Annotated in this window: 16 protein-coding genes, 1 other RNA gene and 1 pseudogene; 15 read left to right on the top strand and 3 right to left on the bottom strand. The window is 54.4% G+C overall.

The window, feature by feature from the left end:
- Window positions 1–184 precede the first annotated feature (184 nt).
- Window positions 185–988, top strand: a complete 804-nt coding sequence (locus tag BMW97_RS12620; protein WP_045415290.1) for a DeoR family transcriptional regulator — start codon at window positions 185–187, stop codon at window positions 986–988.
- A 45-nt stretch (window positions 989–1,033) separates the two neighbouring features.
- Here the strand turns inward: BMW97_RS12620 and garD are convergent, their stop codons facing one another.
- The gene (gene garD / locus BMW97_RS12615) at window positions 1,034–2,605 is read right to left on the bottom strand and encodes a galactarate dehydratase (protein ID WP_045910076.1); all 1,572 of its coding nucleotides are present in this window, start codon (window positions 2,603–2,605) and stop codon (window positions 1,034–1,036) included.
- Between the two features lie 374 nt (window positions 2,606–2,979).
- On the opposite strand from garD, the gene garL reads away from it, so the two are divergent.
- From garL to BMW97_RS12555, 13 genes and pseudogenes are all read left to right on the top strand, one after another.
- Window positions 2,980–3,750: a 2-dehydro-3-deoxyglucarate aldolase gene (gene garL, locus BMW97_RS12610; protein ID WP_045910075.1), complete on the top strand. Its 771-nt coding sequence runs from the start codon at window positions 2,980–2,982 to the stop codon at window positions 3,748–3,750.
- Between the two features lie 21 nt (window positions 3,751–3,771).
- Window positions 3,772–4,662 carry a 2-hydroxy-3-oxopropionate reductase gene (gene garR, locus BMW97_RS12605; protein WP_045910074.1) on the top strand — a complete coding sequence of 297 codons (891 nt, stop codon included), beginning with the start codon at window positions 3,772–3,774 and terminating at the stop codon, window positions 4,660–4,662.
- A gap of 59 nt (window positions 4,663–4,721) precedes the next feature.
- Window positions 4,722–5,098: RNase P RNA component class A (rnpB, locus tag BMW97_RS12600), an RNA gene on the top strand.
- Between the two features lie 312 nt (window positions 5,099–5,410).
- Window positions 5,411–5,788: pseudogene (locus BMW97_RS24390) on the top strand (pentapeptide repeat-containing protein); the annotation flags it as partial.
- Between the two features lie 54 nt (window positions 5,789–5,842).
- On the top strand, window positions 5,843–6,700 hold the full coding sequence (wcaA, locus tag BMW97_RS12595; RefSeq protein ID WP_045910169.1) for a colanic acid biosynthesis glycosyltransferase WcaA: 858 nt from the start codon (window positions 5,843–5,845) through the stop codon (window positions 6,698–6,700).
- 755 nt (window positions 6,701–7,455) lie between these two features.
- Window positions 7,456–8,376, top strand: coding sequence for a transcriptional regulator TdcA (gene tdcA, locus BMW97_RS12590; RefSeq protein WP_045910073.1), 921 nt, complete (start codon window positions 7,456–7,458; stop codon window positions 8,374–8,376).
- 100 nt (window positions 8,377–8,476) lie between these two features.
- Window positions 8,477–9,466: a bifunctional threonine ammonia-lyase/L-serine ammonia-lyase TdcB gene (gene tdcB / locus BMW97_RS12585; RefSeq protein WP_023326154.1), complete on the top strand. Its 990-nt coding sequence runs from the start codon at window positions 8,477–8,479 to the stop codon at window positions 9,464–9,466.
- Between the two features lie 9 nt (window positions 9,467–9,475).
- A complete protein-coding gene (tdcC, locus tag BMW97_RS12580; RefSeq protein WP_045910072.1) occupies window positions 9,476–10,807 on the top strand; it encodes a threonine/serine transporter TdcC in 1,332 nt (443 codons plus the stop codon).
- Between the two features lie 30 nt (window positions 10,808–10,837).
- Entirely contained in the window at window positions 10,838–12,046 is a 1,209-nt protein-coding gene (gene tdcD, locus BMW97_RS12575) for a propionate kinase (protein ID WP_045910168.1), read from the top strand.
- A 15-nt stretch (window positions 12,047–12,061) separates the two neighbouring features.
- Window positions 12,062–14,356: a formate C-acetyltransferase gene (pflB, locus tag BMW97_RS12570; protein WP_045910071.1), complete on the top strand. Its 2,295-nt coding sequence runs from the start codon at window positions 12,062–12,064 to the stop codon at window positions 14,354–14,356.
- Window positions 14,357–14,507: 151 nt separating this feature from the next.
- Window positions 14,508–14,918, top strand: coding sequence for a Spy/CpxP family protein refolding chaperone (locus BMW97_RS12565; RefSeq protein ID WP_045910070.1), 411 nt, complete (start codon window positions 14,508–14,510; stop codon window positions 14,916–14,918).
- A 261-nt stretch (window positions 14,919–15,179) separates the two neighbouring features.
- Complete coding sequence (locus tag BMW97_RS12560) at window positions 15,180–16,511, top strand: SLC5/6 family protein (RefSeq protein ID WP_045910069.1); 1,332 nt, start codon at window positions 15,180–15,182, stop codon at window positions 16,509–16,511.
- 20 nt (window positions 16,512–16,531) lie between these two features.
- A complete protein-coding gene (locus tag BMW97_RS12555; RefSeq protein ID WP_045910068.1) occupies window positions 16,532–17,836 on the top strand; it encodes an L-cysteine desulfidase family protein in 1,305 nt (434 codons plus the stop codon).
- A gap of 80 nt (window positions 17,837–17,916) precedes the next feature.
- Here the strand turns inward: BMW97_RS12555 and BMW97_RS12550 are convergent, their stop codons facing one another.
- Window positions 17,917–18,618, bottom strand: a complete 702-nt coding sequence (locus tag BMW97_RS12550) for a pirin family protein (RefSeq protein ID WP_023309295.1) — start codon at window positions 18,616–18,618, stop codon at window positions 17,917–17,919.
- Window positions 18,619–18,722: 104 nt separating this feature from the next.
- On the opposite strand from BMW97_RS12550, the gene BMW97_RS12545 reads away from it, so the two are divergent.
- Entirely contained in the window at window positions 18,723–19,625 is a 903-nt protein-coding gene (locus BMW97_RS12545; RefSeq protein ID WP_090392886.1) for a LysR family transcriptional regulator, read from the top strand.
- Window positions 19,626–19,664: 39 nt separating this feature from the next.
- Here the strand turns inward: BMW97_RS12545 and BMW97_RS12540 are convergent, their stop codons facing one another.
- Window positions 19,665–20,030 (bottom strand): DUF805 domain-containing protein, encoded by a 366-nt coding sequence (locus BMW97_RS12540; RefSeq protein ID WP_023615581.1) that lies wholly within the window; start codon window positions 20,028–20,030, stop codon window positions 19,665–19,667.
- Window positions 20,031–20,035: the final 5 nt, after the last annotated feature.

Raw genomic sequence — 20,035 nt, 5'->3', positions numbered from 1 at the left:
GTGATATAAAAATAAAACGAAAGATAATAGTTTTCCGATCTGTTTCACAAAAGAAACATAATGAAAGGTTTCAGCGCGATGCCAGCTTGCGTATCGTCACCATACAGGGCTTGCATTCCCGTAAAGGAAAGGCCTTAATAGGCAAAACGAAATGAAACGAAAGAATATTGATTAAGGAGCTCGTATGAGCAGCACCGATTCATCCGCAGAAAAGCGCATCACCGGCACCAGTGAAAGGCGAGAGCAGATCATTCAGCGGTTGCGGGCGCAGGGAAGCGTGCAGGTTAACGATCTGTCTCATCTGTACGGCGTTTCGACGGTGACGATCCGCAATGACCTCGCCTTTCTTGAGAAACAGGGCATTGCCGTTCGCGCCTACGGCGGGGCACTGATTTGCGAAGGTAATGTGCCGGGCGCTGAGCCTTCCGTGGAAGATAAAAGCTCGCTAAATACGGCGGTGAAGCGCAGCATCGCCCAGGCCGCTGCCGCGCTGGTCAAACCCGGGCACCGCATCATTCTGGATTCGGGTACCACGACGTTTGAAATCGCCCGCATGCTGCGTCAGCACACGGATGTGATTGCGATGACTAACGGCATGAACGTGGCGAACGCGCTGCTGGAAGCTGATGGGGTGGAGTTGCTGATGACCGGCGGACATTTGCGTCGTCAGTCGCAATCCTTCTACGGTGACCAGGCCGAGCAGTCGCTACAGAATTACCATTTTGACCTGCTGTTCCTGGGCGTCGATGCCATCGATCTCGATCGGGGCGTGAGTACGCATAACGAAGACGAAGCCCGTCTGAATCGCAAAATGTGCGAGGTGGCGGAGCGTATTATCGTTGTTACTGACTCCAGCAAATTTAATCGCTCAAGCCTGCATAAAATCATTGATACGCAACGGATTGATATGATTATTGTCGATGAAGGTATTCCGGCGGAAAGTCTTGAAGGATTACGGAAAAGCGGGATTGAGGTGGTGTTGGTTTAAATTTTTTTACCCTCTCCCTGGGGGAGAGGGTAGAGTGAGGGGAAATCACGTCACCGGTGCCGGGTTAAACACCGCCAGCTGGTTGTGTAATCCCCACTGATCCGAAAAGGTTTTCTTCCGCCCGCTGGCGACATCGAGAATGAAGTGGAACAGCTTCCAGCCCACGTCCTCAATACTCTCTTCTCCGGTGGCGATGGTGCCCGCGTTGATATCCATTAAGTCATACCAGCGGTTCGCCAGCGCGGTGCGGGTCGCCATTTTAATCACTGGCACCGCCATCAGGCCGTACGGCGTGCCGCGCCCGGTGGTAAAGACCTGCACCGTAATGCCGGATGCCACCTGCTGCGTGCCGCACACAAAATCGCTGGCCGGCGTTGCCGCGTAGATCAGTCCGCGTTTCGTCGGGCGCTGGCCCGGAGAGAGCACCTCTGCAATGGCGCTCTGCCCGGATTTGGCAATAGAGCCGAGGGCTTTTTCCACCACGTTTGCCAGGCCGCCTTTCTTATTCCCGGGGGAGGGATTGGCGCTGCGGTCGGTTTTGCCCATATCGAGATAGTTATCGTACCAGGCCATCTCCTCAAGCAGGCGCTTACCGACCTCTTCATTAACCGCACGCGGCGTCAGCAGATGGATGGCGTCTCGCACTTCGGTCACCTCGGAGAACATCACCGTGGCGCCGCAGCGAATGAGCAGATCGGACGCATAGCCCACCGCCGGGTTGGCCGTTACGCCGGAGAAGGCATCGCTGCCGCCGCACTGGGTGCCCACAACCAGCTCAGAGGCCGGGCACGTTTCGCGCTGGCGGCGGTTGAGCTTGTCCAGATGGCGTTCTGCTACCTGCAAAATATCGTCGACCATTGAGCGGAAACCGACGTGGCGTTCGTCCTGCAGGCGCACGATGCTGGCCTCGTCTGCCGGGATGGCTTTGACATCCTCGGTCCCCTGCAGCAAACGTTCTGGCTGCAATTTTTCACAGCCGAGGCCAATGACCATTACCTCGCCGCCAAAGTTCGGGTTCAGGGCGATATTGTGGATGGTCCGGATAGGCACCACGGCAGCAGGGGCGTTAATCGCCACGCCACAGCCGTAGAGGTGGTTCAGGCCTACCACGCCGTCGACGTTCGGGTATTTTGGCAGCAGATCGCGTTCGATGATTTTCACCACGTAATCCACTACGCCCGCCACGCAGTGCACGCTGGTGGTAATGCCGAGCAGATTTTTGGTGCCGACGCTGCCGTCCGCATTGCGATAGCCTTCAAAGGTATAGCCTTTCAGTGGGGGAAGCGGTTCCGGCACGCGGGTTGCCAGCGGAAGCGTATTCAGCGGCGGCGCTTCTGGCAGCGCCACCAGCGACTCCTCCACCCAGCTTCCCTGCGGTATCGAACGAACGGCATAGCCGATGACTTCACCGTAACGCACGATTTCGCTGTTAACAGGGATATCCACCAGGGCGACTTTATGTCCCTGCGGAACATGCTCAATCAGTTCCAGCCCGTCCGGAAAGCGGGTTCCCGCTTTTAAGCCATTGTCGTTGACGATAATCGCCACGTTATCGGCGTCGTGCACTTTTATATAAAACGCTGTCGGCGGTGCCTGTCGAATTTCAATGTCGGCCATTGTTCAGTATTCTCCAGCAAAAACTCTGATAATAAATTCAGCCATTTTTCTAATGGTAGAAATAAATACGCGGCTTTCAGAAATAAAGCATGTCAGCAGAATGAATAGCAAAATGTGATCCCGATCGCTTCAGAACCCGTAATCCTTGATTCTGTGCATTAGCGCCCAGTGCTTTGTGCATATGCAAAAATTTTTATCAAAATATACCGTAATACCTGAGCATTAAAACAATGTGCGGTCGCGGATAGCGTCTTATACTGAATGACGTTTTTATCACGCCAGAATACGGCAGAATAATAAATATCATGCTGGCGCGGTGTCTGAATAAATAAAATGATGCTGAAAAAGGCTGCTGAATTAAAAAGGTAAATACGATGAATAACGCGATCTTCCCGAATAAATTTAAAGCGGCTCTCGCGGCGCACCAGATTCAGATTGGCTGCTGGTCCGCGCTGGCAAATCCCATCAGCACCGAAGTGCTGGGCCTGGCCGGTTTCGACTGGCTGGTGCTGGACGGCGAGCATGCGCCGAACGATATCAGCACCTTTATTCCGCAGCTGATGGCGCTTAAAGGCAGCCACAGCGCTCCGGTGGTGCGTGTCCCCACCAACGAACCAGTGATTATCAAGCGTCTGCTGGATATCGGCTTCTACAACTTCCTGATCCCGTTTGTGGAGACGGAAGAGCAAGCGGCGCTGGCCGTTGCGTCAACGCGCTACCCCCCGGAAGGGATCCGCGGCGTCTCCGTTTCACACCGCGCCAATATGTTTGGCACCGTCCCGGACTATTTCGCGCAGTCCAACAGCAACATCACCATTCTGGTTCAGATCGAGAGCCAGCAGGGCGTTGATAACGTCGACGCGATTGCCGCCACAAACGGCGTGGACGGTATCTTCGTCGGTCCAAGCGATCTGGCTGCTGCCTTTGGCCATCTGGGCAACGCCAGCCACCCTGACGTGCAGCGCGCGATCCAGCACATCTTTGCCCGCGCCAAAGTACACGGTAAACCGTGCGGCATTCTGGCGCCGGTTGAGGCTGACGCACGCCGCTATCTGGAGTGGGGAGCCACGTTTGTTGCCGTCGGCAGCGACCTCGGCGTTTTCCGCTCGGCTACGCAGAAATTAGCGGACGCTTTTAAAAAATAACCATCATTGAGGAAACAGATTATGACGCTGAAAGTGGGCTTTATTGGCCTGGGGATCATGGGTAAACCAATGAGTAAGAACCTCATCAAAGCGGGTTACTCACTGGTGGTATCCGATCATAATCCACAGGCCGTGGCTGAGGTGATGGCGGCGGGAGCAGAAACGGCCACCACCGCGAAAGCGATTGCCGAGCAGTGCGATGTCATCATCACCATGCTGCCAAACTCCCCGCATGTTAAAGAGGTTGCGCTGGGTGAAAACGGCATTATTGACGGCGCGAAGCCAGGCCTGGTGCTGATCGATATGAGCTCTATCGCACCGCTTGCAAGCCGTGAAATCAGCGAGGCGCTAAAAGCAAAGGGCGTCGATATGCTGGATGCGCCGGTCAGCGGCGGTGAGCCGAAAGCGATCGATGGCACGCTGTCGGTGATGGTCGGCGGCGATAAAGCTATTTTCGATAAATTTTACGACCTGATGAAAGCCATGGCGGGCTCCGTGGTGCACACCGGAGAGATCGGGGCGGGTAACGTGACCAAGCTGGCAAACCAGGTGATTGTGGCGCTCAACATTGCCGCCATGTCTGAAGCGCTGACGCTGGCAACCAAAGCGGGCGTCAATCCGGACCTGGTCTATCAGGCCATTCGCGGTGGTCTGGCGGGCAGTACCGTGCTGGATGCCAAAGCGCCCATGGTCATGGATCGCAATTTCAAACCTGGTTTCCGCATCGACCTGCATATCAAAGATCTGGCCAACGCGCTGGATACCTCCCACGGCGTGGGCGCACAGCTGCCGCTGACCGCAGCGGTCATGGAGATGATGCAGGCGCTGCGTGCCGATGGCCTGGGCACGGCCGATCACAGCGCAATTGCATGCTACTACGAAAAACTGGCGAAGGTGGAAGTGGCGCGTTAATCACGCCTTACCTATACCTGAGGGTGACAGCGGCGCGCAAACCCTCTATACTGCGCGCCGAAGCTGACCAGACAGTCGCCGCTTCGTCGTCGTCCCTTTCGGGGGAGACGGGCGGAGGGGAGGAAAGTCCGGGCTCCATAGGGCAGGGTGCCAGGTAACGCCTGGGGGGGAAACCCACGACCAGTGCAACAGAGAGCAAACCGCCGATGGCCCGCGCAAGCGGGATCAGGTAAGGGTGAAAGGGTGCGGTAAGAGCGCACCGCGCGGCTGGTAACAGTCCGTGGCACGGTAAACTCCACCCGGAGCAAGGCCAAATAGGGGTTCACATGGTACGGCCCGTACTGAACCCGGGTAGGCTGCTTGAGCCAGTGAGCGATTGCTGGCCTAGATGAATGACTGTCCACGACAGAACCCGGCTTATCGGTCAGCTTCAACTTCTTCTAAAACAATTCGTTGGTGTGTCTCAGGCTTTCTGTCTCAGGCTTTCTAAGGCAAAACTGTGACACAGACTGTGATACAAATGAGGCACACCAACGGCTGTTCCATCCCGACTATCCTGAAACTTGGCAACCGCGACAGCCTTCATTTCTGACTACCTTCAGGTGGTTTTTTCGTATGTCTCTGGATTGCGATTCATGTTGATTCCCTGTCAATATTTGATCTTCAGACCACCCTGGCTCACTAAAATGTATGAGAAAAATAAATGAATCGTTAATAAATACAGTTTACCCCTAATTAATTTCTGAAAATGAAGAGGGGCTATTGCTACAGGATGATAAGAGCGCTTAACTCAACGCCTAATTTACCCATCGGTATTCAGTTGAGCATGAACAAAAAAAACAAACTAAAAAAACTGATTAAATATCATAGAAATATACTGAAAGATCACCGATACCAGCCTGATTTGGCAGGTGCAGACCTGCGGTTTATGGATCTCAGGGGGCTCTATTTACGCAATATTGATTTATCGGGATGCGATATTTCGTTTTGTGATCTTCGGGGAGCCGATTTCTCCTGTGCTAATCTTGCAGGCGCTAATCTTAGCTACTGTAAAACGGAAGGTACTATCTTTAGTCATGCTGATTGTACTTGCGTGGATTTTACTGGAAGCGATATCCATAATGCCTGCTTCAACGATCGCACCGGGCCATTGACGGAACATGAGAAAATTGAAAGTGACATGCCACTATCCCGACCTCTCATCTCCATCTATATGCCAACCTGGAACCGCCAGACATTGGCGATCAGAGCCATACAATCGGTGCTGAATCAAGACTATGTGCACTGGGAACTCATTATCATTGATGATTTCTCATCGTCATTTGACCAGCTCTTGACGTATATCACTGAACTGAATGACCCGCGCATTACCTATATTCGCAATGAATTTAACTCTGGCGCTTGTGCAGTTCGAAATCAGGCTATACGGATGGCCCGAGGCGATCTTATTACGGGTCTGGACGATGATGATGAATGGCTGCCGACACGCCTGTCCTCCTTTCTTACCTGTCAACATCAACTTCAGTTGCACAGTTTTTTATACGCAAATGATTATCTCTGTGACGGTACCGGATATCATCACCCTGATGAGTTGCAGGTATATCCGAAACCGGCTTATAAAAAAAGCCTGTTTGATAAAAGGAATATTATAGGCAACCAAATGCTGACCTTAACCAGTAGAATGCAACAGATCATGTTCGACGACGCCTTGCCTGCGGCTCAGGATTATGATGCGTTTTATCGGCTTGCAGAAACCTTCGGTGAACCTTTCAAACTGGATGACATCACCCAGGTGCTTTATGTCAATCACGGCGACGTCCGCATCACCTGCTCAGGGCGAAAATTTTCAGGTTATCTACGTTTTTACCGGAAACACAAAGCCAAATTAGACGTGCCGAGTAAAAAATATCAGCTCTTCACTCTTTACTACATTCGCAACAAAAAAATGCGCCCGCAAACCCTGATGAAATTGATGACGCTACGCAATCTGAAACGCTATCTGATGATGTATACCCGCTTCCGGAACAAAAAGTTCTAAGGCCTACAAACGACAAGAGTCGTGGTGGTGTTCAGAATGAGTAGATGGATACGGAAATCTTAGCGACGAGGGGCTGGGTAAGTCGCCGGGAATCACCCCGGCAGACAACCTCGACGAACGGGTAAGCACAGCGCCACCCGGCAAGCACACAAACGACATCAATTCTCATATTTGCGATATTAAGCACATTTCACTGTTTTTCCCTTATCAATTCCACCCCGGTATCTGCATACGATCGACATCACAAAATTTAAATCCAAAAAACCGACGATCTGTAGTATTGATAATTTGTTATGATTGTTATCTTAATGATCGCAAATCTTTTCTCGTTTGATATGCACATATTGAAATCAAATACATTTCTCCCATGAATGTGTGACGTATTCCACTCTTTTTCTGAAGTCTGAAAATTCACGCCGTAAAAAATTGATAAATTGAAAGAATGTTTCAAACAAATAACGGTTATTTATTGGCCTTTAATTGCCTGAAATATCGTCTTTATTGATTTTTTAAGAACGGTGAAATTTATCCGGGTTATCGCCATAAAATAAATTTATTACCGCTATTTTTGTTGATCAATATCAGCGTTGTAGCGTATTTTTATGTTTCTATTTTGTTGATTTATAAGGTTTTTAATGGGTTTTTGAGAGGTGGGTTAAAAGGGCTGAAAAGCAAATTGTGAGTAACAGCACATACCCCTTTAAACATTATTGAGTAGAATTCACCCCGTCATAGGGAAATAAGCGCAGAATATTATGAACACTATTATTCTACCGAAAACACAGCACCTCGTGGTATTTCAGGAAGTCATTAAAAGTGGCTCCATAGGTTCTGCAGCAAGACAGCTGGGCCTGACGCAACCCGCCGTCAGCAAAATTATCAGCGATATTGAGTCCTACTTCGGCGTGGAAGTGATGGTGCGCAAAAACACTGGCGTGAAACTGACCGCCGCGGGCCAGGTTCTGCTCTCGTACTCAGAGTCGATCACCCGCGAAATGAAAAACATGGTGAGCGAAATCAACAGCCTGAGCTTCAGCACCGTTATGGATGTCTCCTTTGGCTACCCGTCACTGATCGGCTTTACCTTCCTGTCCGGGATGATCAAAAAATTTAAGGAAGTGTTCCCGAAAGCGCGCGTCTCAATGTATGAAGCCCAGCTCTCCTCTTTCCTCCCGGCCATTCGCGACGGTCGTCTGGATTTTGCCATCGGTACGCTGAGCGACGAAATGCTGCTGCAGGATCTGCACGTCGAACCGCTGTTTGAGTCCGAGTTTGTGCTGGTCGCCAGCAAAACGCGAACGTGCACCGGCCCTACGACACTGGCATCGCTCACGCACGAGCAGTGGGTGATGCCGCAAACCGATATGGGCTACTACAAAGAACTCCTGACTACCCTGCAAGACAACCACATCAGCATCGAAAACATCGTCCAGACCGATTCGGTCGTCACCATTTATAACCTTGTCCTGAACGCCGATTATCTGACGGTGATTCCCCGCGACATGATCGCCCCATTCGGTTCGGATCAATTTATTGTGCTGCCTGTGGAAGATGAATTACCCGTGGCGCGTTATGCCGCCGTGTGGTCTAAAAATTACAGAATTAAAAAATCGGCGTCCGTATTAGTTGAGCTTGCAAAACAATATTCGTCGATGAATGTCGAAAGACGACGATAAATAATAAGTTACTATTTAAAAAATACCCAGAGCTTAACGTATTAACGCTCTGATACCCTGACTTTGCCTGAAAAGAATGAATTATTATAACGAGGATATTATGCATATTACTTACGATCTCCCGGTAACCATTGAAGATATTCAGGATGCCAGAAAACGCCTGGCAGGCAAGATATATAAAACCGGTATGCCACGCTCGAATTATCTCAGCGAACGTTGTAAGGGTGAAATATTCCTGAAGTTTGAGAACATGCAGCGTACCGGCTCGTTCAAAATTCGCGGCGCGTTTAATAAATTAAGCTCGCTGACCGATGCTGAAAAACGCAAAGGCGTGGTCGCCTGCTCAGCGGGAAACCACGCGCAGGGGGTTTCCCTTTCCTGCGCCATGCTCGGCATCGATGGCAAAGTGGTGATGCCAATGGGCGCACCAAAATCCAAGGTGGCCGCGACGCGCGACTACTCGGCGGAAGTGGTGCTGCACGGTGAGAACTTTAACGACACCATCGCCAAAGTCAGCGAAATCGTCGAGATGGAAGGGCGCATTTTTATCCCGCCTTACGATGACGCCAAAGTGATTGCCGGTCAGGGCACCATCGGCCTGGAAATTCTCGAAGATTTATATGACGTGGATAATGTGATTGTCCCTATCGGCGGCGGCGGTTTAATTGCCGGTATTGCAACGGCGATTAAATCCATCAACCCGACCATTAATATTATCGGCGTACAGTCTGAAAACGTGCACGGAATGGCAGCCTCCTGGCAGGCAGGAGAAATAACCAACCATCGCGTCACCGGCACGTTAGCCGACGGCTGCGACGTCTCTCGCCCGGGCAAATTAACCTTCGAAATCGTTCGTGAACTGGTCGATGACATTGTGCTGGTGAGCGAAGACGATATTCGCAACAGCATGATTGCCCTTATTCAGCGAAATAAAGTGGTGACGGAAGGCGCTGGCGCACTGGCCTGCGCGGCGTTATTAAGCGGCAAACTGGATCACTATATTCAGGGCCGCAAAACCGTCTGCATTATTTCCGGCGGCAATATCGATCTCTCCCGTGTTTCCCAAATTACCGGCTTCGTTGACGCATAAAGGTGACCTATGAGCAACACAGAAAGCATTATCGTTGGCCAGACAAAAACGTCCTCCTGGCGTAAGTCTGATACCACCTGGACGCTTGGCCTGTTTGGTACCGCCATTGGCGCAGGCGTGCTGTTCTTCCCCATTCGCGCAGGCTTTGGCGGATTAATCCCTATCCTGCTGATGCTGGTTCTCGCGTTCCCGATTGCGTTTTACTGCCACCGCGCGCTGGCGCGCCTCTGCCTGTCCGGCAGCAACGTTTCCGGCAACATTACCGAAACGGTGGAAGAGCATTTCGGTAAAACCGGCGGGGTGGTGATCACGTTCCTCTACTTCTTTGCCATTTGCCCGCTGCTGTGGATTTACGGCGTCACCATTACTAACACCTTCATGACCTTCTGGGAAAACCAGCTCCAGCTGCCTGCGCTGAACCGCGGCGTGGTGGCGCTGTTCCTGCTGCTGCTGATGGCTTTTGTTATCTGGTTCGGTAAGGACCTGATGGTGAAGGTGATGAGCTTCCTGGTATTCCCGTTTATTGCCAGTCTGGTGCTAATTTCCCTGTCGCTGATCCCTTACTGGAACTCCGCGGTGATCGACCAGGTCAACCTGAGCGATATCGCCTTCACCGGCCATGACGGCATCCTGGTCACGGTGTGGCTGGGGATCTCCATCATGGTCTTCTCCTTTAACTTCTCGCCTATCGTCTCCTCGTTTGTGGTTTCCAAGCGCGAAGAGTACGAGCCGGAGTTCGGTAAAGAATTCACCGAGCAGAAATGTTCCAAAATCATCGGTCGCGCCAGCATGCTGATGGTCGCCGTGGTGATGTTCTTCGCCTTTAGCTGCCTGTTTACGCTCTCTCCGCAGAACATGGCGGATGCCAAAGCGCAGAACATCCCGGTGCTCTCTTACCTGGCGAACCACTTTGCCTCCATGTCCGGCACCAAATCGACGTTTGCGACGGTACTGGAATACGGCGCTTCCATTATTGCCCTGGTCGCTATCTTCAAATCCTTCTTTGGCCACTACCTGGGCACGCTGGAAGGGCTGAATGGCCTGATCCTCAAGTTCGGCTACAAAGGCGATAAGAAGAAGGTCTCTGTCGGCAAACTGAACACCATCAGCATGGTCTTCATCATGGGCTCCACCTGGATTGTGGCGTACGCCAACCCGAATATTCTCGACCTTATCGAAGCCATGGGCGCGCCAATTATCGCCTCTCTGCTGTGCCTGCTGCCGATGTACGCCATCCGCAAAGTGCCAGCCATGGCGAAATATAAGGGCAAACCCGAGAACATCTTCGTCACGGTTGTGGGCCTGCTGACCATTCTGAATATCGTTTACAAACTGTTCTAAACCATTGCTCAGGAAGAGCGGAGTCACATGATGATTGAGTTTCCGGTTGTACTGGTAATTAACTGCGGTTCGTCCTCTGTTAAGTTTTCGGTGCTCGACGCCAGCAGTTGCGACGCCCTGATGACGGGCATTGCTGACGGCATCAACACTGAAAAGGCCTTTATTTCCGTGAACGGGGGTGAGCCAGCCAGACTGGCTCACCAGGACTACGAAGGGGCGCTGGCTGCCATCGCCCTGGAGCTGGAGAAGCGTGACCTGATGAGCAGCGTGGCCTTAATTGGCCACCGCATTGCGCACGGCGGCGACCTCTTCAGCGAGTCGACCCTGATTACGGAAGAGGTGATTGAGCAGATCCGCCAGGTCTCTCCGCTGGCGCCGCTGCATAACTACGCCAACCTGAGCGGCGTGGAAGCCGCAGAGCGTCTATTCCCGGGCGTGCAGCAGGTCGCGGTATTTGATACCAGCTTCCACCAGACGCTGCCGCCGCAGGCGTATCTGTACGGTTTGCCGTACCGCTATTTTGAAGCGCTGGGCGTGCGCCGCTACGGCTTCCACGGCACCTCTCACCGCTATGTGGCCGCGCAGGCACATTCGCTTCTCGGGCTGTCCCCCGATGACAGCGGCCTGGTGATCGCCCATCTCGGCAACGGGGCATCCATCTGCGCGGTGCGCAACGGCCAAAGCGTGGATACATCCATGGGGATGACCCCCCTGGAAGGACTGATGATGGGTACGCGCTGCGGCGACGTGGATTTTGGCGCGATGGCGTGGATTGCTCAGCAGACCGGTCAGTCGTTTGAGGATCTGGAGCGCGTGGTCAACAAAGAGTCCGGGTTGCTGGGGATCTCCGGCATCTCTTCTGACCTGCGGGCGCTGGAGAAAGCCTGGCATGAAGGCAACGAGCGGGCTGTGCTTGCGATCCAGACCTTCATTCACCGCATTGCGCGACACATTGCCGGGCACGCAGCGTCGCTGCACCGCCTGGATGCGGTGGTCTTTACCGGCGGCATCGGCGAAAACTCAACGCTGATTCGCGCCCTGGTGGCTGAACACCTGAAGGTGTTTGGCATCCTCCTCGACGACGCCAAAAACTCCCTGCCGGGCAGCGCGGGTGAGCGCGTCATCAGCACCGATTCGTCCCGCGTGGCCTGCGCGGTGATCCCTACCAACGAAGAAAAAATGATCGCGCTGGACGCCCTCCGTCTTGGGAAGGTTACCCCGGCTGCGGCTTACGCCTGATAAAGCGAGAAACACATGAACGTAACAATCGATACGGGCGTCGCCCCCTACAGCGACGCATGGGCCGGGTTTCGCGGTGAAGAATGGAAAAACGCCGTCAACGTGCGCGATTTTATTCAGCATAACTACACCCCTTACGACGGCGATGAAGCTTTCCTCGCGCAGGCGACGCCAGCAACGACGGCGCTGTGGCAGAAGGTGATGGTCGGCATTCGTCAGGAGAATGCCACCCACGCCCCGGTGGATTTTGACACCAACATTGCCACCACCATTACGGCCCACGGGCCGGGCTATATTGACCAGGATCTGGAGACGATCGTCGGCCTGCAAACCGACAAGCCGCTCAAGCGCGCCCTGCATCCGTACGGCGGGATCAACATGATCCGCAGCTCGTTTGAGGCCTACGGGCGGGAGATGGATCCGCAGTTTGAATATCTCTTTACCGAGCTGCGCAAAACCCACAACCAGGGGGTGTTTGACGTCTACTCCCCGGAGATGATGCGCTGCCGCAAATCCGGCGTGCTAACCGGTTTGCCGGACGGCTACGGGCGCGGGCGTATCATCGGCGATTACCGCCGCGTGGCGCTGTACGGCATCCGCTATCTGGTACGCGAGCGTGAACTTCAGTTCGCCGATCTGCAGGGCAGGCTGGAGCGCGGCGAAGATCTTGAGGCGACGATCCGCCTGCGCGAAGAGCTTGCGGAGCACAAGCGCGCGCTGCTGCAGATCCAGCAGATGGCGGCGAACTATGGCTTTGATATCTCACGCCCGGCGATGAATGCCCAGGAAGCGGTGCAGTGGCTCTATTTTGCCTACCTGGCGGCGGTGAAATCCCAGAACGGCGGAGCCATGTCGCTGGGGCGTACGGCCTCGTTCCTCGATATCTACATCGAACGCGACATGCAGGCGGGACGCCTGAATGAGGTGCAGGCGCAGGAGCTGATCGACCACTTCATCATGAAGATCCGCATGGTGCGCTTCCTTCGCACGCCGGAATTCGACACGCTCTTCTCCGGCGATCCGATCTGGGCCACGGAAGTGATCGGTGGCATGGGGCTGGACGGCCGCACGCTGGTGACCAAAAACAGCTTCCGCTATCTGCACACGCTGCACACCATGGGACCCGCGCCAGAGCCGAACCTGACTATCCTCTGGTCAGAACAGCTGCCGATCGCGTTCAAGAAATACGCCGCGCAGGTGTCGATCGTTACTTCGTCGCTGCAGTATGAAAACGACGACCTGATGCGTGCCGACTTCAACAGCGACGACTACGCGATTGCCTGCTGCGTCAGCCCGATGGTGATCGGCAAGCAGATGCAGTTCTTTGGCGCGCGCGCTAACCTCGCCAAAACGCTGCTGTACGCGATCAACGGTGGGGTGGACGAGAAGCTGAAGATCCAGGTCGGCCCGAAAACCGAGCCGCTGCTGGACGACGTGCTGGATTACGGCACCGTGATGGCGAGCCTCGATCACTTTATGGACTGGCTGGCGGTGCAGTACATCAGCGCGCTGAATCTCATTCACTACATGCATGATAAGTACAGCTACGAAGCCTCGCTGATGGCGCTACACGACCGGGACGTTTACCGCACCATGGCCTGCGGCATTGCCGGGCTATCGGTAGCGGCGGACTCCCTGTCCGCCATTAAATACGCCACGGTGAAGCCGGTGCGCGACCATACCGGTCTGGCGGTCGATTTCGTGATAGAAGGGGACTATCCGCAGTACGGCAACAACGACGATCGCGTGGACAGCATCGCCTGCGATCTGGTGGAGCGCTTTATGAAGAAAATTCAGGCGCTGCCAACTTACCGCAACGCGGTTCCGACTCAGTCGATCCTGACCATCACCTCCAACGTGGTTTACGGGCAGAAGACCGGGAACACGCCGGACGGACGACGCGGCGGCACGCCGTTTGCCCCAGGCGCGAACCCAATGCACGGCCGCGACAGAAAAGGGGCGGTGGCCTCGTTAACGTCGGTCGCCAAGCTGCCGTTCACCTATGCCAAAGATGGCATCTCCTACACCTTCTCCATCGTGCCGCAGGCGCTGGGCAAGGACGAGCTGGTGCGCAAAACCAACCTGGTAGGGCTGCTGGATGGGTACTTCCATCACGAAGCGTCTATTGAGGGCGGGCAGCACCTGAACGTTAACGTGATGAACCGGGAGATGCTCCTCGATGCCATTGCGCATCCCGAGAACTACCCGAACCTGACCATCCGCGTCTCGGGCTATGCGGTGCGGTTTAATGCCCTGACACGCGAGCAGCAGCAGGATGTGATTTCGCGAACGTTTACACAGTCAATCTGACGTAAACCCCTTCTCATGCCCCTCACTGCGGGGGGCATTTTTTTGCCCGCTAAACATACAAAATTGTTTATATAATTACTCACACATATTCATCCGCTCTTGAAAAACAATACGCCTGCTTTCCCCTATAACAGAATGTAAGGACAGTAAGATGATGAAAATGACCCGTATTGCGTTGGCCGCCGCCACGCTGGCCGTGTGCAGTTTTACGGCACAGGCCGCTAACGTTGAGGCTGCTCCGTCTCCATCGCAGGACCCGCTGGTTCAGCACCTGAAGCTCAGCAACGAGCAGGTTAAGAAGATTGACGATCTGCATAAGCAGCTGGAACAAAATGTCAGCAAGATCCCAATGACGGGCGTGAAGGACGGTGCGCTGATCGACATGTTCCAGGCGGGTAAATGGGACGAAAGCACGGTGAAAAGCCAGCTTAGTGCATTCAGCAAAATTGAAGAGCAGACCCGCTATTACCGCGTGAAATATTACTTCGACGTCAGCCAGGTGTTAACGCCGGAACAGCGCAAACAGATAAGAACGGATATGGCTAACGCGCTGGCTCACTGATTTTCAGCCCGCGCACCGCGCGGGTTTTTATTTCTTGATCGGCGTCACTTTTAGAAAAATACCGTCTATCAACCCAGTAAAAAAGCAAATTTTCCTCTATCATTCGAAAATCCTCATAAAGGTTGTGACTTTTTTCTCCCTCGCTCCGGTTAAGATTTTCTCACACCAATAACAAGCACCTGCTGCCATCTGAATCGCAATCGCTGGCGATCGGAACCCTATAAAAACAACTGTTTACCCTACAAAATAAGCGAGTGCCCCATGGATACGGCAACAAACAGCAGTGTCATTGTGAATGATTCCCCCGCGGCAAGGCGGGCGGGAATGAGTGAAAGCGAGTGGCGAGAGGCGATTAAATTCGATAGCACCGACACGGGTTGGGTCATCATGAGTATTGGGATGGCTATCGGCGCGGGGATTGTTTTTCTCCCCGTGCAGGTCGGATTAATGGGGCTGTGGGTATTTTTGCTCTCCTCCATTATTGGTTATCCCGCCATGTATTTATTCCAGCGGTTGTTTATTAACACGCTGGCGGAATCCCCGGAATGCAAAGACTACCCGAGCGTAATTAGCGGGTATTTGGGTAAGAACTGGGGGATTTTATTAGGTGCGCTCTATTTCGTCATGCTGGTGATCTGGATGTTTGTCTATTCCACGGCCATTACCAACGACAGCGCCTCGTATTTGCACACCTTCGGCGTGACCGACGGTTTGCTCTCGGAAAATCCGTTCTACGGTTTATTTTTGATTTGCATTCTGGTCGCGATTTCTTCACGCGGTGAAAAGCTGCTGTTTAAAGTTTCAAGCCTGATGGTGCTTACCAAGCTGTTTGTCGTTGCGGCGCTGGGGCTGTCAATGATTGGCCTCTGGCATTTAGCCAACGTGGGCATGCTGCCGCCGCTGGGGCTGCTGATTAAAAACGCCATCATTACGCTGCCCTTTACCTTAACCTCCATTCTCTTTATTCAGACCCTGAGCCCGATGGTGATCTCGTATCGTTCACGTGAAAAATCGGTGGAGGTGGCGCGTCATAAGGCACTGCGGGCGATGAACATTGCCTTTGGCATCCTGTTTGTGACGGTCTTCTTCTACGCCGTCTCCTTCACCCTGGCGATGGGGCACGATGAGGCGGTCAAAGCCTACGAGCAGAATATCTCTGCCCTGGCGATTGCGGCGCAGTTCATCAGCGGCGACGGCGCGGGCTGGGTCAAAATCGTCAGCGTGATCCTCAATATCTTCGCTGTGATGACCGCGTTCTTCGGCGTTTACCTCGGCTTCCGCGAGGCTACGCAGGGTATCGTCATGAACATCCTGCGCCGCAAAATGCCGGCAGAAAGAATCAATGAAAACGCTGTCCAGCGCGGGATTATGCTGTTCGCCATTCTGCTGGCCTGGAGCGCGATAGTCCTGAACGCGCCGGTGTTGAGCTTCACCTCCATTTGCAGCCCCATCTTCGGCATGGTGGGTTGCCTGATCCCGGCATGGCTGGTCTACAAGGTACCGGCGCTGCATAAATATAAAGGCGTATCGCTGGTGATAATCATCATCACCGGACTGCTGCTTTGTGTTTCTCCTTTCCTCGCATTCTCCTGAGGGTCATTAAGGTCGTAACGATGTCTGAGCATACTCATCCTTTATGGAATCAATTTATTCGCGCGGTGCAGGAAGAAGTGAAGCCTGCCCTTGGGTGTACCGAACCCGTCTCTCTGGCACTGGCCTGTGCGATTGCCGCAGACTTTCTGCCGGGGGAGGTCACACGGATTGAGGCGTGGGTCTCGCCGAACCTGATGAAAAACGGACTGGGCGTGACGGTGCCGGGTACCGGCATGGTCGGGTTACCGATTGCGGCAGCGCTGGGCGCGATTGGCGGTAATGCGCACGCCGGACTGGAGGTATTGAAAGATGCCACCGCCGATGCACTGGTCCGCGCCAAAGCCCTGCTTGAGGCAGGGCAAGTGCAGGTAAAACTGCAGCAGCCCTGTGATGAGATCCTCTATTCCCGCGCCTGCGTTTATGCCGGGGATATCTCGGCGATGGTGACCATCGCGGGCGGGCATACCCGGGTGGTGGAAGTGGTTTGCCAGGGGGAAACGCGCTTTACGCTGGATAAGCCAGTAGCCGAGACAGGTGACGATCCGCTGGCGGTACTGTCGCACGCTACGCTGTCGCAGATCCTGGAGTTTGTCGAGCAGGTGCCATTTGAGGCCATCCGCTTCATCCTGGAAGCAGGACAACTGAACGATGCGCTCTCTCGCGAAGGGCTCAGTGGGAAGTGGGGGCTGCATATTGGCGCAACGCTTGATAAGCAGCGCTCGCGCGGATGGCTGGCGCAGGATCTGGGTTCAGACATTGTTATTCGCACCAGCGCCGCCTCGGATGCCCGGATGGGCGGCGCGACGCTGCCGGCGATGAGCAATTCGGGCTCTGGTAACCAGGGGATCACCGCCACCATGCCCGTCGTTGTTGTGGCTGAGCATCTTCAGGCCGGTGACGAACGGCTGGCGCGGGCGCTGATGCTGTCGCATCTGTCGGCGATCTATATCCATTATCAGCTTCCACGCCTGTCCGCACTGTGTGCGGCGACAACGGCGGCGATGGGCGCTGCGGCGGGAATGGCGTGGCTGATGGGTGGCCGTTACCAGACCATCGCGATGGCGATCGGCAGTATGATCGGCGACGTCAGCGGGATGATTTGCGACGGCGCGTCAAACAGCTGCGCCATGAAGGTCTCTACCAGCGTCAGTAGCGCCTGGAAAGCGGTGATGATGGCGCTGGATGAGTCGGGCGTAACGGGCAACGAGGGGATTGTCGCGCACGATGTGGAGCAGTCGATCGCGAACCTGTGCGCGCTGGCGTGCCGCTCGATGCAGGCAACGGACCGGCAGATTATTGAAATTATGGCGAGTAAGGTGTTGTGATTTAATCCAACCCGTTATCCCTCACCCTAACCCTCTCCCACTGGGAGAGGGAACCGATCGAGCGAGGGATCGTGTTTATCTTAAACCGGCAAATCAATCAGCAGCGCGCGCAGTGGCGTATCCGCCACCAGGGTGATATTCGCTTCATCACGAATAAACGCCCCGTCGCCGCAGGTGAGGGCTTCTTTCTCTTCCGTGTGCGTCACCGCATGCACCGTACCGTGAATGGACTGCAGATAGGCGCGCGGACCATGAAGCTGGAAGCTTGCCTGTTCACCTTTTTTCAGCTCGATATGATGCAGCCACACCTGCTGACGCAGCTGCAGGCTCCCTTTGCTGCCATCCGGCGATGCAATCAGCTGCTGCTTATCGCCCGTTAAATCTAACTTCTGTACCAGCGGATTTTCCCGCTCAGGGCAGGCGTCGAGCCACAGCTGCATGCGGGTCAGCGTTTTGTCTTTGCTGAGGTTATGCTCGCTGTAGCTGATGCCCGGCTGCGTGGAAATTAACAACGCTTCGCCAGCCTTTGCCTGGACATGATTGCCCTCGCTATCGCGGTATTCTGCCTCGCCTTCCAGGATCAGGTTCAGGATATCGACTTTCGGGTACGTACGCGGCTGGAAGGAGGCACCCGGGGCGAGCACTTCCTGGTTCAACACGCGCAGTGAAGCGTAACCGAGGAGTTTAGGGTCAAAGTAGTGTCCAAAGGAAAAGGTGTAGCGGGCCTGCAGCCAACCGAAATCGGCTTGTCCGCACTGTTTAGCTGTTCTTGTCGTAATCATAAACTTGACCTCTCTTTACACTAAAACAATGGTAAAGGTATGGACGCTTCATTGTTAGCCAGATATTCTGCCTGGTATGTTCAAATTTCCTGAATGAGAACGAGATGGCTAAAGAGAGAGCATTGACGCTTGAGGCGCTTCGCGTCATGGACGCGATTGACCGGCGCGGCAGTTTTGCGGCGGCGGCCAATGAACTGGGGCGCGTTCCGTCTGCGCTGAGCTACACCATGCAGAAGCTGGAAGAAGAGCTGGACGTGGTGCTGTTTGACCGCTCCGGTCATCGAACAAAATTCACCAACGTGGGCCGAATGCTGCTGGAGCGCGGCCGCGTGCTGCTGGAAGCGGCGGATAAGCTGACGACAGACGCCGAAGCGCTCGCGCGCGGCTGGGAAACGCATCTGACGTTAGTTACCGAAGCGCTGGTCCCGACCGAAGCGCTGTTCCCGCTGGTGGACCGCCTGGCGGCGAAGGCCAATACGCAGCTGTCCATCATCACCGAGGTGCTGGCAGGGGCGTGGGAGCGTCTGGAGACGGGCAGGGCGGATATCGTTATTGCACCGGACATGCACTTCCGCTCATCGTCAGAAATCAACTCGCGCAAGCTCTACAGCGTCATGAACGTCTACGTTGCCGCCCCCAACCACCCGATTCACCAGGAGCCGGAGCCGCTCTCTGAAGTCACACGCGTGAAGTATCGCGGCGTGGCGGTCGCGGATACCGCGCGCGAGCGTCCGGTGCTGACGGTGCAGCTGCTGGATAAACAGCCTCGTCTGACGGTGACCTCGCTGGAAGACAAACGGCAGGCGCTGCTGGCCGGTCTGGGCGTGGCGACGATGCCGTACCCGTTTGTGGAAAAAGATATTGCGGAAGGGCGACTGCGGGTCGTGAGCCCGGAGTACACCAGCGAAGTGGATATCATTATGGCGTGGCGTCGCGACAGCATGGGCGAAGCCAAATCGTGGTGCCTGCGTGAAATTCCAAAGCTGTTTGCGCACCACAACAAATAAGCGAGTAGGCCCGGTAAGCGAAGCGCCACCGGGCTTTTTTTATGCGCCGATCTTAGGATCCGGACCAAAGCGGTTTTCGCCCGGCGTCCCACTCTGACAGTTGAAGATCAAAATCACGATCCAGCCCACGATCGGAATCAGCAGCAGCAGTAACCACCACGCCGAACGATCGGTATCGTGCAGCCGACGGAACAGTACCGCCCATGATGGCAGCAGGACTAACAGGCCATAGATGGTGGTCAGTACGCCTTCACCACCAGCCCGCTCCCAGCCGAGAATTTTATCCACGATGCCCAGCACCATAATCAGGACGAAGTTCACCAGAACGAACATCCAGTACTCTTTGCGGCGGGCGCGGCCACCAAATCCAATGTAGTTGCGCAGTACTTTTAAATACCAGTCCATTTTCC

The sequence above is a fragment of the Enterobacter sp. NFIX58 genome, from assembly GCF_900110475.1.
Taxonomy (GTDB): Bacteria; Pseudomonadota; Gammaproteobacteria; order Enterobacterales; family Enterobacteriaceae; genus Enterobacter; species Enterobacter quasiroggenkampii.
Note: the sequence above shows the minus strand (reverse complement) of the source record. Positions and strands in the feature narration are given on the sequence as shown.